Origin of the sequence: Frankia sp. AgKG'84/4, from assembly GCF_023242965.2 — a bacterium.
Lineage (GTDB): Bacteria > Actinomycetota > Actinomycetes > Frankiales > Frankiaceae > Frankia.
In genome coordinates, this window is record NZ_JALKFU020000083.1 from 1 (window position 1) to 13,978 (window position 13,978).

The 13,978-nt window shown below is 71.5% G+C and carries 12 protein-coding genes; 8 read left to right on the top strand and 4 right to left on the bottom strand.

Features of this window, described 5'->3' with window-relative positions; genetic code table 11:
- Nucleotides 1-157: 157 nt before the first annotated feature.
- Nucleotides 158-244, bottom strand: coding sequence for a putative leader peptide (locus MXD58_RS31060; RefSeq protein WP_374615814.1), 87 nt, complete (start codon nt 242-244; stop codon nt 158-160).
- Nucleotides 245-456: 212 nt separating this feature from the next.
- Between MXD58_RS31060 and MXD58_RS08270 the strand changes: the two genes are divergently transcribed.
- The 8 genes from MXD58_RS08270 to MXD58_RS08305 all read left to right on the top strand — a co-directional run bounded on the left by MXD58_RS08270 (nt 457) and on the right by MXD58_RS08305 (nt 10,043).
- The gene (locus MXD58_RS08270; RefSeq protein ID WP_248840619.1) at nt 457-1,326 is read left to right on the top strand and encodes a class II aldolase/adducin family protein; all 870 of its coding nucleotides are present in this window, start codon (nt 457-459) and stop codon (nt 1,324-1,326) included.
- 715 nt (nt 1,327-2,041) lie between these two features.
- Nucleotides 2,042-3,574, top strand: coding sequence for an ABC transporter substrate-binding protein (locus MXD58_RS08275; protein WP_248840618.1), 1,533 nt, complete (start codon nt 2,042-2,044; stop codon nt 3,572-3,574).
- 35 nt (nt 3,575-3,609) lie between these two features.
- Nucleotides 3,610-4,653, top strand: a complete 1,044-nt coding sequence (locus tag MXD58_RS08280) for an ABC transporter permease (protein WP_248840617.1) — start codon at nt 3,610-3,612, stop codon at nt 4,651-4,653.
- Nucleotides 4,650-5,600, top strand: a complete 951-nt coding sequence (locus MXD58_RS08285) for an ABC transporter permease (RefSeq protein ID WP_248840616.1) — start codon at nt 4,650-4,652, stop codon at nt 5,598-5,600. Before MXD58_RS08280 ends, MXD58_RS08285 begins: the two co-directional genes overlap by 4 nt.
- Nucleotides 5,593-6,624: an ABC transporter ATP-binding protein gene (locus MXD58_RS08290; RefSeq protein ID WP_248840615.1), complete on the top strand. Its 1,032-nt coding sequence runs from the start codon at nt 5,593-5,595 to the stop codon at nt 6,622-6,624. Before MXD58_RS08285 ends, MXD58_RS08290 begins: the two co-directional genes overlap by 8 nt.
- Nucleotides 6,621-7,796 carry an ABC transporter ATP-binding protein gene (locus MXD58_RS08295; RefSeq protein ID WP_248840614.1) on the top strand — a complete coding sequence of 392 codons (1,176 nt, stop codon included), beginning with the start codon at nt 6,621-6,623 and terminating at the stop codon, nt 7,794-7,796. Before MXD58_RS08290 ends, MXD58_RS08295 begins: the two co-directional genes overlap by 4 nt.
- Entirely contained in the window at nt 7,793-8,869 is a 1,077-nt protein-coding gene (locus MXD58_RS08300) for an LLM class flavin-dependent oxidoreductase (protein ID WP_248840613.1), read from the top strand. The genes MXD58_RS08295 and MXD58_RS08300 overlap by 4 nt, the downstream gene beginning before the upstream one ends.
- Before the next feature lie 76 nt (nt 8,870-8,945).
- Nucleotides 8,946-10,043 carry an LLM class flavin-dependent oxidoreductase gene (locus MXD58_RS08305; protein ID WP_248840612.1) on the top strand — a complete coding sequence of 366 codons (1,098 nt, stop codon included), beginning with the start codon at nt 8,946-8,948 and terminating at the stop codon, nt 10,041-10,043.
- Between the two features lie 78 nt (nt 10,044-10,121).
- On the opposite strand, the gene MXD58_RS08310 is transcribed toward MXD58_RS08305, so the two are convergent.
- The 3 genes from MXD58_RS08310 to MXD58_RS08320 form a co-directional block, all read right to left on the bottom strand.
- The gene (locus tag MXD58_RS08310) at nt 10,122-11,030 is read right to left on the bottom strand and encodes a DUF72 domain-containing protein (RefSeq protein WP_518477501.1); all 909 of its coding nucleotides are present in this window, start codon (nt 11,028-11,030) and stop codon (nt 10,122-10,124) included.
- Between the two features lie 50 nt (nt 11,031-11,080).
- On the bottom strand, nt 11,081-12,247 hold the full coding sequence (locus MXD58_RS08315) for an epoxide hydrolase family protein (protein WP_248840611.1): 1,167 nt from the start codon (nt 12,245-12,247) through the stop codon (nt 11,081-11,083).
- A gap of 249 nt (nt 12,248-12,496) precedes the next feature.
- Nucleotides 12,497-13,708, bottom strand: coding sequence for an ABC transporter substrate-binding protein (locus MXD58_RS08320; protein WP_248840610.1), 1,212 nt, complete (start codon nt 13,706-13,708; stop codon nt 12,497-12,499).
- Between the last annotated feature and the right edge of the window lie 270 nt (nt 13,709-13,978).

The window sequence follows — 13,978 nt, forward strand, 5'->3', positions numbered from 1 at the left end:
CGACGCTGTCCACCACGAGATCCGCCGGCAGTGGGTCCGAAAGCAGCCGCGGCACGTCAGCCGGATGGCGGCGGCGCGGCCCGCGCCGGGATGGCCAGGGGCAGGGCCCGGTGGCCGGGTAGGCGGGTTCTGGCGGGAGCGTCGCAGGACGCTCCGGTCAGGGGCGGCGCCCCGGACAGCTCGCTGAGGCGACTCGCAGCAGGTCGATGTGCTCGCGCCTGACCAGTTCAGCGGACCTCAACACACCCTCAACATGAACCCGTTTTGTTCATCGGTCAAGTGGGAAATGCACTGTGTCTTGACTCACTTTCTCACCTCTTGACGGGAGAATATGGGCATACCCAGAGTTGTGGTAGGTCCGTCACCACAACGCCCGCCCGGCGATGTCAGGACGGCCGGGTCCGGGCCCTCGTCAGCCAGCCCCCCAGGCTGCCCAGGGAAGGAACCCGATCCAAGATGACGATCTCCACCTCCGAGGCACCGGCGGCGCCGCAAGCGAGCACAGCGTCCGAGCCGTCGCCCGAGGGGCCCTCGGCCAGCGGATGGTCCGCGCTGGCCTCGCCCGCCGAGGCCGGGCCGTGGCCCAGGCCGGTACCGCAGCGCGACATCGCCGAGGAGCGGCTGCACCGCAAGCGCAAGCTCGCGGCCGCCTACCGGATCTTCGCCAAGCTCGGCCTCGCCGAGGGCCTGTCCGGCCACATCACCGCCCGCGACCCGGAGCTGACCGACCATTTCTGGGTGAACCGCTTCGGCCTCGACTTCAGCCGGATCACGGTGTCCAACCTGCTGCTGGTCAACGGCCGTGGCGAGATCGTGCAGGGGCAGCCGCCGCTGAACCCCGCCGCCTTCGCGATCCACTCGCAGATCCACGCCGCCCGCCCGGACGTCGTCGGCGCGGCGCACACCCACTCCCCCTACGGCCGGGCGCTGTCCGTGCTGGGCGAGCCGCTGCACCCGATCTCGCAGGACGTCTGCGTCTTCTACCGGCAGCACGTGGTCGACGACGAGTACAACGGCGTCGCCCAGACCGCACAGGAGGGCCAGCGGATCGCCCGCGCGCTCGGCCCGCACAAGCTGGCCATCCTGCGCAACCACGGCCTGCTCACCGTCGGCACCACCGTGGAGGCCGCCGCCTATCTGTTCATCGCGGCGGAGCGTGCGGCCCATACCCAGCTCGTCGCCGCCGCGGCGGGCCCGCTGCGGCTGCTCGACCACGAGATCGCCAGTGCCACCGCGGGGCAGGGACGCAGCGATGCCGGGGCTCGCTGGGCGTTCGACGCGCTCTACGAGATCATCGTCGAGGAACAGCCCGACCTGCTCACGTAATCCGAGGCCAGGCGGGTCGCGCGCGGCGAGCCAGGACCGCTCCCGCCCGGCACAGGAGACGTTCGTCACCCTGCGCCCACGCGGTCCGTCACTGTGGGCATCGGCGTCCGCGGCGCCACGTCACTATTCCCGACCGGATGGCCAGCTTGACAATCCGCAAATCCGCTGCCAATAGGGCGAGACTCGCAAATCGGTACAGGTGCGTCACGTGGGGCGGACATCGGCTGCCGAACCGGTTCACGCCGCCTAGATATTGACGTCGGCACGGCGGGACGGGCATTCTCCACACATGCGGTCGAGATTGCTCCTCGTGGCGTGTCGCTACGTGGACTACAGGCGGACTTCCAGCTCTCTCTGTCACTGACACCGCCCTCGACTCACCGCGCGACCCGGTGACACTCAGCGACGTCTGTCCGTGAAGCCCCCGCCGATCAGGCGGGCCCGGACCGCGCGCCGGCCACCCGGAAATCACTGCTTGTGATCGCCCGGGCGGGCCTTTCCCTCCCCACCGAGAATCCGATGACCGACAGCGGGTGAAGCTCCCGTCGCGTCCCAGGACCGGCCGTTAAGGCCGTCCGTCCACGTGCCGTCATGGAGCTCCGCCCTGTTCCGCGCGCCTGTATTTCCACTCGACAGATTCGCGCCGGCCCGGCAGGACCCGCTTTTCCAGGAAGGAACACCCTCCCCAGTGAACGCACAACCACGAGTCGAATCGTTGGCCCTAGGTCGCCGCGGCTTCCTCGGTCTTGGCGTGCTCGCCGGCTCGTCTGTGCTGCTCGCCGCCTGCGGCAGCGGCAGCGACGCGGACTCCGCCACCGGCAGGGAGGGCGGGACGCTGCGGTGGGGCTGGTCGACGGTCACGTCCTGGGACCCGGTGACCTCCTCCGCGGGCTGGGACGTCCACGCGCTGTCGCTGGCGTACTCCGCGCTCACCAAGCTGGATGAGAAGGGCAACCCGGTCCCGGCGCTGGCCGAGTCGTGGAAGTACAACGACAAGGGCGACCAGATCACCTTCGTCCTGCGTTCGGGCCTCACCTTCAGCGACGGCACGCCGGTGACCGCCACCGCCGTGCGCAAGAGCCTGGAGCGCGGCCGGGACTTCGCTGGTTCGCTCGTCAAGGCACAGCTCGTCAGTGTCCAGACGGTGACCGCGAACGACAGTGCCCGCACCGTCACCCTGGGCCTGTCGACCGTGGACTACCAGATCCCGAGCCTGCTCGCCGGCAAGACCGGGATGATCGTCAGCCCCGCCGCGTTCGAGAAGGACGCGAAGGGCCTGGCCACGAAACCGGTCGGGGCCGGTCCGTTCAGGCTCACCGAGTACGTGCCGAACCAGTTGGCGAAACTCGTCCGGTTTCCCGGCTACTGGGACAAGGCGAACATCCACCTCGACGCCTTCGAGCTGTACCCGCTGCCGGAGGCGGCGACCGCCGTCGCGGCGTTGCAGTCCGGCCGGCTCGACGTCGCCCAGATTCCGGGCAGCCAGGTCTCCGCGGCCAGGTCCGCCGGGCTGGAGGTGCAGATCATCCCGTCCCTGGTGACCACCGTGCTCGACGTGAACGTCACGAAGGCGCCGTTCGACAACCCGAAGGTCGTCGAGGCGTTCAAGTACGCCATCGACCGCAAGGCCCTGCTCGACACCGTCTCGTTCGGTATCGGGGCCGTGAACTACCAGCCGTTCCCCCCCGGGTACGTCGGTCACAACGCGAGCCTGGACAACGCGTTCGCCTTCAACCCCGAGAAGGCGAAGAAGCTGCTCGCCGAGGCCGGTCACGCCACCGGCCTGGAGGTGCCGCTGACCATCACCGGCGCGAGCACCGCGCTCGCCGAGCAGCTGCAGGCACAGTTCGCCAAGGTCGGCGTGAAGCTCACCATCGACACGATCCCGGCGACCCAGGCGACCCAGGTCATGTACATCCAGCACTCCAAGGCCCTCGCGGTGGACGGCTTCGCGGGCCGGGACTCGGCGGTGCAGGCGTTCCAGGTGCTCTTCGGTGAGCAGGGCCTGATGAACCCCGGCCGCCGGACGCCCCCCGAACTGAACGCGGCGCTGCAGAAGGTCCGGCGCACCCCGCTGGACGACCCGTCGTACCCGACGGTCCTGCAGGCCGCCACGAAGATCGCGGTCGAGCAGATGCCGAACATCTTCCTGTTCACCACGCCCCGCGTCCTCGCCCGCAAGAAGAGCGTCTCGCCGCTGGGCAGCTACCTCGCGGTGCAGCGCTTCGAGGGCGTCCGGGTCAGCTGAGACCCGGATCAGCACGGAAAGGTGGCGGGCAGCGAATGACGACACGTGAGATCGAGCGACCGGCCGCGCTGGCGGTACCACGGCTGGACACCCGGGTGGGGCGGTGGGCGACCGGCCGCGGCGGCGGGGCGCTGCGGCTGCTGCGCGGCGTGCTGCTCGTCGGAGTGCCGGTCGTGCTGCTCTCCACCTTCATCACCTACGGACTGGGCGCCCTCACCGACACCAATCCGGCGGCCCAGGTGCTCGGCGAGACCGCGACACCGGCGGACATCGACCGGATGAACCACTACTTCGGCCTGGACCGGCCGTTCCTGAGCCAGTACGTCAGCTGGCTCGGGCACGCCCTCACCGGGGATCTCGGGCGGTCCTACTACACCACCCTGCCGGTGACCGACAGCATCGGTCAGGCACTGCCGGTGAACCTGTCGATCACGATCCTGGCCCTGCTGCTCGCCATCCTGGCCGGCGGCGCCCTCGGCATCGGGGCGGCGCTGTCCGGTGGCGGCTGGTTCGACCGGGCGGTGACGCTGCTGTGCTCGGCGGCGTCGACCGTGCCGCCGTTCGTGATCGGCATCGGGCTCATCGTGCTGTTCGCGGTGACCCTGCCGATCCTGCCCTCCGGTGGCTACGTGCCGTTCACCGAGGATCCGGTGCAGTGGCTGCGCTACGCCATCCTGCCGGCGTTCGCCCTCGCGGTGGAGGGTGCCGTGGCCATCGCCCGTCAGCTGCGCACCTCCCTCGTCGGGGAGCTGCGGGAGAACTACGTGGTCGGGGCGGACGTGCGTGGCCTGACGACCCGGCGGGTGATGTTCGGCCACGCCCTGCGCAACGCGGCGGGGCCCGCGGTCACCGTGCTGGGGTACTACGTCCCGCAGATCATCGGGGCCATGGTCGTCGCCGAGGCGGTCTTCAACCTGCCCGGTCTCGGCAAGCTCAGCCTGGATGCCGCGGCCAAGGGTGACATCCCGGTGATCCAGGGCGTGCTGATCACCATGATCGGGCTCGTCGTGATCTCCAATCTGCTGGTCAACGCGGCGTTGCTGCGGCTCACGCCGCACGCGAGGAGGACCGAGACGTGAGCGGCACGATGCGCCGGGCCGTGCGACTACGGTCCACGAAGATCGCGCTGCTGGCCCTCGGCCTGGTCGCCGTCTTCGCCGTCGCCGGCGGCGCGCTCGCGCCGCACGACCCACTCGCCCAGGACACCGCCCACGTGCTGGCCGGACCCAGCGGCGCGCACTGGCTCGGCACCGACTACCTCGGCCGGGACGTGCTGAGCCGGCTGCTGGATGCCACCGGTCGGTCGGTGGTCGGCGCGGCGGAGGCCGTCGCGATCGCCTTCCTGCTCGGCGTGCCGGCGGGACTCGGCTCGGTCTTCTTCGGCCGGTTCTTCGACTGGGCGGTCCAACGTGTCGGGGACGCGGTGATGACGCTGCCGTACCTCGTCTTCGCGGTCTCGGTGACCGGAGTCCTCGGCAACGGGCTCCCGCAGGCGATGCTGGCCATCGGCGTGTTCCTCGCGCCGCTGTTCCTGCGGGTCACCCGGGCGGCGGCGCTGTCCCTCACCCGGGCGCAGTACGTCGAGGTCGCCGAGCTGCTCGGGGCGTCCCGCTGGTGGATCATCCGTAATCACGTGTGGTCCAAGGTGCTGCCGACGGTCGCCGTCACCACCGCGCAACTGGCCTCGGCCGTGCTGCTGGTCGCGTCCTCGCTGACGTTCCTCGGCATCGGGGTGAAGCCGCCGGCGCCCACCTGGGGCGGCATGCTCTCCAGCGACCTGGGTTTCCTCGCCCAGCAGCCGTGGGCGCCGGCGATCCCGGCCCTCGCGATCGCGGTGACGGCCGGCGCGCTGAACGCGATCGCCGACGCCATCCGGGACACCACCGGCGTCACGGCCACCCCGGCCGGCCGGGGCCTGTTCGGCCGCCGACCACCGACCGAAGCACCGAGCACGAACACGGGTGCCGCCGCAACGACCGCGGATGTGGTCATCCCCGCGCAGGAAGGGAGGCTCTCGGATGCCTGAGTCGGCTGCCGGCCCGGCAGAGGTGCTGCTGAAGGTGGACGGGCTGCGGATCACCGTCGGCGGCGAGCGGACCGAGGCCGTGCGCGGCGTGTCCTTCGAGGTGCGCCGCGGCGAGGCGGTCGGCATCGTCGGCGAGTCCGGTAGCGGCAAGACGCTGGCCTGCCGCTCGGTGCTGGGGGTACTCGCACCCGGCTGCGCGGTCAGCGGCGGCACGATCGACTTCGACGGGACGTCGCTGGTCGGGTTGCCCCGCCGGGGTTGGGAACAGCTCCGGGGGACCCGGATCGCCGCGGTCTTCCAGGACCCGGCGTCGTACCTCAACCCGTCCTACCCGGTGGGTCACCAACTCGCCGAGCAGTTGCGGGTGAAGCACGGCCGGGCCCGCCGGGACGCCCGCGCCGATGCGGTGCGTCTGCTCGCGGCCATGGGCCTGCACGACCCCGAGCGGGTCTACCGCCAGTACCCGCACCAGCTCTCCGGCGGCATGCTGCAACGGGTCGTGCTCGCCATCGCCGTGTCCGGCGACCCGGAGCTGCTCATCGCCGACGAGGCGACGACCGCGCTCGACGTCACCATCCAGGCCGAGGTGCTGGAACTGCTGGCCGGGCTGCGGGCCGAGCGGGGCCTCGCGGTCATCGCGGTCTCCCACGACCTCGCCGTCATCGCCGAGTTCTGCGACCGGGTGCTGGTGTTCTACGCCGGCGAGCTGGTCGAGGCCGGCCCGACCCAGGCCGTGCTGCACGCACCGCGCCATCCGTACACCGAGGCGCTACTGAGGGTGGCCTCGGTCGGCAGCTGGGAGCGGCGCTCGCTGGCCGTCATCGACGGCCAGCCACCGCACGTCGGCGCCGAACTCCCCGGCTGCCGCTTCGCCGACCGGTGCGCGTTCGCCACCCAGCAGTGCCGTACCCGGCCGGTGGCGCTGACCGAACAGCCCGACGGCCGGTCCGTCCGTTGCCGCCGCGTCGACGAACTCGCTCTGAGTGGAGCGGGCGCCGCCACCGCCGCAGGAGCCGCCTCATGACCCATGCCAGCCTCACCGACACCAGCCACACCGACACCAGCCACACCGACACCACCGAACTGGCCGATACCAGCCAGAGCGGCGTGCTGGCCCAGCCTTACGCGGGGCCGGGCGAGTCCGGCGGGCCGGACCCGGCGGGCACGCTGCTGCGGGTCGAGGGACTCGGGGTGTCGTTCGCCCAGCCCGGGGGCCGGCGGCGGGTCCGGGTCCTGGACGACGTGGCACTCACCGTCCGGGCCGGGGAGATCGTCGGGATCGTCGGCGAGACCGGCTCCGGCAAGACGACGCTGGCCCGGGCGATCGCCGGTCTCACCGCCCCGGACCGCGGCCGGGTCCACCTGGCCGGCGAGGACATCGCCGGACTGCGGGGACGGGCGCGGCGACGGTTTCGCCGCGTCGGCGCGATCCAGTTCATCTTCCAGGACCCGCTGCGTTCCCTCGACCCGGCGCTGACCGTCGGGACCAGCATCGGGGAGGGCCTGGCGATCGCCGGCTCGGGGAGCCGGGCGCAGCGCGCCGAGCGGGTGGCGGACGCGCTGCGTCAGGTCGGCCTCGACCCGGCGGTGGCCGGCCGGCTCCCGGCGCAGATCTCCGGCGGCCAGCGGCAACGTGCCTCCATCGCCCGTGCCGTCATTTCCGACCCCGCCCTACTGCTCTGCGACGAGCCGGTCAGCGCGCTGGACGCCTCCAACCGCAACCACATCCTGCTACTGCTCGACGAGCTGCGGCAGCGGCTGTCCGTCGGCATCGCGGTGATCTCCCATGACCTCAGCACGCTGGCCGGGATCGCCGACCGGGTGGTCGTGCTCTACCGGGGGCGGGTGGTCGAGGACGGGCCGATCGCGGAGGTCTTCGCCCGGCCGCGGCACCCGTACACGGCGCTGCTCATCGCGTCCGCGCCGGACATCCACGGCCGGGACCGCCACGCGGCGGCCCGGTTGCGCCCGGTGGGCACGAGCCGCGACCCGGCCTCGCGACGCACCGGCGAGTGCGTGTTCGCCCACCGGTGCCGCTTCGCCACCGACGCCTGCGCCGAGACCCCGCCGCGCCGGGCTGCCACCGACCACCCGGGGGGCGACTGGGTGGTGGCCTGCCACCACGCCGACACCTGGCGCGACGAACTCGACACCGCACCCGCACCCGCCGCCTCCCGAAAGGATTTCCCCACGTGAGCATCGAGTTCATCGGGATCGCCATCACGGCCGCCGGCAGCGAGTCGCAGGGCTTCGCCGGGCCGGTCATCGATACGGACTACCTGGAACGGCTGGTCCGCACGCACGAGGATGCCGGCTTCGACCGGGTGCTCGTCGCGCACAGCTCCGCGATGCCCGACGGCTTCGTCGTCGCCGACCAGATCCTGTCTCGCACGACGACCCTGAAGGTGCTGCTGGCGCACCGGCCCGGCTTCGTCTCCCCGACGGTCGCCGCCCGCTCGTTCGCCACGCTGGACGCCTTCCATCCCGGTCGGATCGCCCTGCACGTGATCACCGGTGGTGACGACGCCGACCAGGCCCGCGACGGCGATCTCGCCGACAAGGTGACCCGCTACCGCCGCACCGACGAGTTCCTCGACGTGCTGCGCCGGGAATGGGAGTCGACGGCGCCCTTCGACTACGACGGCGAGTTCTACACGGTGCGCGGCGCCTCCTCCTGGGTGCGCCCGCCGGCCGGCCGTATCCCGATCTACTTCGGCGGGGCGTCGGCGGACGCCATCCGGGTCGGCGGCCGCCATGCCGACGTCTACGCCTTCTGGGGCGAGCCGCTGGCCGGGATCGCCGAGCGGATCGCGCAGGTCCGGGCGGCGGCGGCGGCGCACGGGCGCGACCCGCGGTTCAGCGTGAGCCTGCGGCCGATCCCGGCCGACACCGAGCAGGCCGCCTGGGACCGGGCCGCGCACATCCTCGAACTCACCCGGGAACGGGCCAGCGAGGTCAGGAAGGTGTTCAACATCGACGGGCCCGCCTCGGTCGGCTCCCAGCGGCTGCTGCGCTATGCCGGCGACGGCGAGGTCCACGACAAGCGGCTGTGGACGGCCATCGCGAAGGCCACCGGCGCCGCCGGCAACTCCACCGCCCTGGTCGGCAGCTACGAGCAGGTCGCCGAATCCCTCGTCGACTATGTGGGTGTCGGGGTGTCCACCCTGCTCATCCGCGGCTTCGACCCGCTGGCCGACGCCCAGGACTACGGCACGCTCGTCCGTCTCGTCCGCGAACAGACCGCCGACCGGCGGCCGGTGCCCGCCTGATCGCATCCCGATCCCGCCGCAACGCACCCCGCCAGCAGCGCAGTAGCGCAGCACCCCAGCAGAGAGGCCGCCGCGCATGTCCCTCGAAATCCTCGGCATGGTGGGCACCAAGGAGGTCTCGGAGACCCGGGGCTCCTATTTTGACGGGCCCGCCGTCGACACGCCGTACCTGACCCGGTTCGCCCAGGCCCACGACGAGGCCGGTTTCGACCGGGTCCTCATCGGCTACGGCGCCACCGGACCCGACGGCTTCGCCATCGCCAGCCACGTGCTGGCCTCGACCGGGCGCCTGGGCGTGCTCATCGCGCACCGGCCCGGGTTCAGCGTGCCGACGCTCGTCGCCCGCAAGCTGGCCACGCTCGACCAGCTCAGCGGCGGCGGGCGGATCGCCATCCACCACATCTCCGGGGGCAGCGACGCCGACCAGCGCCGCGACGGCGACTTCGCCGACCATGACACCCGCTACGACCGCACCGCCGAGTTCATGCAGGTGCTGCGCCGGACCCTGACCGCCGACGCGCCGTTCGACCACGAGGGCCGTTTCTACCGGTTCGAGGGTGCCTACAGCTCGGTCAAGCCCGCCACGCCCGCCGGCATCCCGCTGTTCTTCGGCGGCCAGTCGGACGCCGCCGTCGCCGTCGGCGCCGAGCACGCCGACACCTACATGCTGTTCGGCGAGCCACTGGAGCAGACCGCCGAGCGGATCGCGCTGCTGCGCGCCGAGGCGGCGAAGCACGGCCGCACCCTGCGGTTCAGCCTGTCGACGCGACCGATCATCGCCGACACCGAGGACGCCGCCTGGGCCCGGGCGGAGGACATCGCCGCCGAGACCCGGCGGCGGGTGCAGGCCGCCGCGGCCGCCCGCCCGGGGCTGTTCCCCGGGATGTCCGCCTCGGTCTCCTCGGCCCGGATGCAGGACGTGGCCGCCCGCGGACAGGTCTACGACGAGCGGCTGTGGTTCGGAGTGACCGCGCTGACCGGTCCGGGGGGCAACTCCTCCGGGCACGTCGGTACCGCCCAGCAGGTCGCGGACGCATTGCTGCGCTACCACGAGATCGGCGTCGACGCCTTCCTCATCCGCGGCTTCGACCCCTACGACGACGTCGTGCACTGGGGTCGGGAGCTCGTCCCGGCCCTGCGCGCCGGCGCGGACCGCGTCCCGGCGCCGGCCTAGCCAACCGGCCTGGCCAACCGGCCTGGCCAACCGGCCTGGCCAGTCGCTCCCATCCCCGCCGCCGGCCGGGGCCTCTCGTCAGAACAGGGTGAGGGGCTCGGCCGGCAGCGGTGCGGGCAACGGCGCGAGTGCGGGCAGCCGGGCCCGGACCTCGTCGTGGAAGCGGCGGGCGAGTGCGGGCGCGTCCGCGTTGTCCGGGGTGTGCACGAACAGGGTGGGTGAGCGGCCCTCGCGCAGCCAGCCTAGGGTGATGTCGACCCAGCGGCGCCAGCCCTCGACCGTCCGCTCGGGGTCGTCGCGGCCCAGGTAGCGGACGATGGGCCGGTCGGTCAACGCGGCGGTGCGCAGCGCCATCCGCGGCTTCTTCGCCCAGGCGTCGCGCTCGGCGTCGCTGCGCGGGGGGTCGCGGAAGAACGTGGTGGTGTCGAACGGGATCCACTCGGCTCCCACGGTGCCCAGTGCCTGTTCCAGCAGCCGCTCGGCCCGCGGGTCGGTGAAGAACGCCGGATGGCGGACCTCGACGGCGCACCGGTGGGAGCGGGGTAGCCGGCGCAGGAAGCGGACGAGCCCGCCGACGTCGGCGGGGGCGAACGATCCCGGTAGCTGGACCCACACGGCGCCGAGGCGGGGGCCGAGCGGTTCCAGCGCCGCGAGGAACGCACGCATCTGCGCGTCGACGTCGGTCAGTCGCCGCTCATGCGTGACAATCTTCGGCAATTTAGCCACGAACCGGAAGTCCGGGTCGGTCTGGCGCGCCCACGATGCCACGGTCTCGCGCGTCGGGGTCGCGTAGAAGGTGGTGTTGCCCTCGACCGCGTTGCACCAGCTCGCGTAGCCGCGCAGGCGCTCGTGGGCGGCCGCCAGGGGAGGCGACAGGAACTTCCCCTGCCAGGACCTGTGGGACCACATCGCGCAGCCCACGTGCAGGCGCGGCGGGCTCCCCGGGCCCGACGCGGCGCGCGGGGACCGCGCGTCGGCGTCCGCCATGCCCGCTGATTCTAGGCCGCCGGGCGGACCAGCCCGGCGGGCGGGCGGGTTCAGCGCACGTGCCGGAAGAAGCCGCGGACCTCCTCGACGAAGGCGGCAGGCTGCTCGAAGGCGGCGAAGTGGCCGCCGCGGGCCGGCTCGCCGAACCAGCGCAGGTCGGTGAAGCGGGTCTCGGCCCAGCGCCGCGACACCCGGAACAGCTCGTGGGGGAACACCGAAACCCCGGACGGCACGGCGACCTCGCTGGTGTCGGGCTCGCGGAAACTTTCCCAGTACAGCCGGGCCGAGGACGTCGCCGTACCGGTGAACCAGTAGACCGAGATGTCGTCGAGCATCTGGTCACGGGTCAGGGCCTTCTCCGGATGGCCGTCGCAGTCGGTCCAGTCCCGGAACTTCTCCAGGATCCAGGCGCACTGGCCGGCGGGAGAGTCGGCCAGGCCGTAACCCAGGGTCTGCGGACGGGTGGACTGCTGGGACGAGTAACCCATACCCCATTTCGCGTACTCGCCGACGCGCGCCAGGTCGGCCTGCTCACTGTCGGTGAGGTCCGTCATGGGCATCTGACTGAAGGGGACGATCGGCATGTTCACGTGCACGCCGACCACCCGGTCGGGCCGCTGTTGGCCGAGGCTCGTCGTCACCATCGCGCCCCAGTCACCGCCCTGCGCGCCATACCGGTCGTAGCCCAGGCGGCCCATCAGCTCGTCCCATGCTCGGGCGATGCGTGGCACCCCCCAGCCCGTCTCCGCCGGCGCGTCGCTCCAGCCATAACCCGGCAGCGACGGCACGACGACGTCGAACGCGTCGCCGGGATCCACCGGGTTCGTCAACGCGTCGATGATCCCGAGGAACTCGACCACCGATCCCGGCCAGCCATGCGTCAGCACCAGCGGCAACGCACCCGGATGCGGCGACCGGACGTGGATGAGGTGGACGCCGAGACCGTCGATGCGGGTCCGGAAGTGGGGTACGGCGTTCAACCGGGCCTGCGCCGCCGCGAAGTCGTAGCCGTCCGACCAGTACCCGCACAGCTCCCGCAGGTACGAGAGCGGCACACCCTGCGACCAGTCCGTCACCGGCTCCCGCCCCGCCCACCGCGTTCGACGCAGCCGATCACGCAGGTCCGCGATCGCCTCGTCGGAGTACGCGATGCGCAGCGGCTCGACATCGTCCTCCGCCGCGGTGGCCTCGTCCGCCCTGGTGTTCACATCCGCCATGGGAACCACCCTGCCGCGACCCGCGTGGCCGAGTCGAGCGAAACTCGGCCGGCCACGCGGGCAGGACACCTTCAACAATCATTCGCGAATTGGACCGTCACGCATTCTCAGCCCGATTCTCGGCGACCCGCGGTGAGCGAACCATCCCACGCTGGAATGAATGTCCGACCGTACGGCCAGACTGGCATATTTTAGTTTGACCTAGGCTCTGGAATTCACCTGGAGGAATGTGCTAAGCGGCCACAGCCCTCAGTTGATGTTCTCGCCACACCAGGAGATGCTGCTACCGGTGCCCGGCGCCGGGTTGTGCATGACGTCAAAGCCATCGCCCCGGCTGTTCACCTGAACGAACGCCCAGCACACGCTCAGCTTGCCGAAGCTGGTCGTCAGGTCAATCGGCGCGGGCAGCAGGCCGTCCGCGTCGTAGTCCTTCACGGCCCGCAGGCTGCTGATGAACTGCTGACGGCTGGGGCAGGGCCCGGCTGCTTGCAAACCGCGCAGGAACAGGTCGGCCTGGACGTAGTCGATCAGCGCGAGCTGGCTGCGGGGATCGGTCTCCGGGGCGTACCTCACCATCGCGTCGAAGTAGCGCTTGTACACGCCGGTGTCGGCTTCGAACGGCACGTTCGTGACGAAGGTCGACAGGTGGGCGATGTTGGCCCCGCCCTGGGCGGGCGCGACGGGGCCGTAGCCGCTCGCCGACAGGGCGGCCTTCAGCCGGACGCCCGCCTGGGCCACCGCCGGGAGGATCTCCGCCCACTCCGGCGTACTCAGGCTGCCGAGCAGGACGTCCGCGCCCGAGGCCTTGACCTCCTGCGCCACCTGGGACACGCTGCCGACGGTCTTGTTGAAGATCAGCGGCTGCGGCAGAACGGTGATCCCGACGCTCGCGGCGCTCTGCGCCATCTTGCTGGTGATGTCGGTCGTCGAGGACACCAGGTCGCTGCGGAGCACCACCGCGGTGGTGCCGCCCTGCGCGTGCAGGTAGCGGCCGAAGGTGTCCACCGAGCCGGACTCGGTGATCGAGTAGTTCGTGGCGAACATGTTTCGGTATTTCGTCCAGACCACCTCGGCGGGGATCCCGAAGACCGGGACGTCGTGGTCGGCCAGGTACTTGCCACTCGCGGAGGCGTACAGCGTCGCCTCGAACACCGCGAAGACGTTCTGTCGTTCCACCAGGTCAACGGCCGCACCGCTGTTACCGGCCGGATCACCGCGGTCGTCGCTCCACTTGTAGTCGATCATCCGCCCATACACGCCGCCCGCGGCGTTCGCCTCGCGGAGCCTGGCCTCCACACCGGGGCGGGCCGCCTGGAACGAGTCGGCGAGCACGCCGGTGTCCGGATAGATCTGCCCGACCTTGACTGACGTCGGGGTGAACCCCGGCGTTCCGCAGGCGCCGTTGCCGGCGGCCGTGGCCGAGCCGGAGCATCCTGCCGCGAGCATGACCACGGCGACCATCGCGCCCACCACGGGTCGAGCCCTGCCCGCCACACCTGACGCCGATCGTCCAAGGCGCCCCCGACCGACGGGTAAACAGACCTTCACAGCACGAACACTCCCATCCATCTCGCGCACTCTTCAACGCTCACCGCACCAGCGAAACTTCCTCCTGGCGCCGTGGCTGGCGGATTCCCGCCGGCCAGGCGCGTTTGGGGTGAGTCCCACTGCGTGGTGTAGATCGGGAGCGGCTGGTTGATCGTCCGGGGTGCGGGTGTGTCGCTCCGAGAC

What these genes read in the sequence shown, in the direction of transcription:
- MXD58_RS08290 (WP_248840615.1), top strand. Translation starts at nt 5,593, where the DNA reads ATGCCTGAGTCGGCTGCCGGCCCGGCAGAGGTGCTGCTGAAGGTGGAC.
- MXD58_RS08305 (WP_248840612.1), top strand. Translation starts at nt 8,946, where the DNA reads ATGTCCCTCGAAATCCTCGGCATGGTGGGCACCAAGGAGGTCTCGGAG.
- MXD58_RS08320 (WP_248840610.1), bottom strand. Translation starts at nt 13,708, where the DNA reads ATGGTCGCCGTGGTCATGCTCGCGGCAGGATGCTCCGGCTCGGCCACG.
- MXD58_RS08280 (WP_248840617.1), top strand. Translation starts at nt 3,610, where the DNA reads ATGACGACACGTGAGATCGAGCGACCGGCCGCGCTGGCGGTACCACGG.
- MXD58_RS08310 (WP_518477501.1), bottom strand. Translation starts at nt 11,030, where the DNA reads ATGGCGGACGCCGACGCGCGGTCCCCGCGCGCCGCGTCGGGCCCGGGG.
- MXD58_RS08295 (WP_248840614.1), top strand. Translation starts at nt 6,621, where the DNA reads ATGACCCATGCCAGCCTCACCGACACCAGCCACACCGACACCAGCCAC.
- MXD58_RS08270 (WP_248840619.1), top strand. Translation starts at nt 457, where the DNA reads ATGACGATCTCCACCTCCGAGGCACCGGCGGCGCCGCAAGCGAGCACA.
- MXD58_RS08315 (WP_248840611.1), bottom strand. Translation starts at nt 12,247, where the DNA reads ATGGCGGATGTGAACACCAGGGCGGACGAGGCCACCGCGGCGGAGGAC.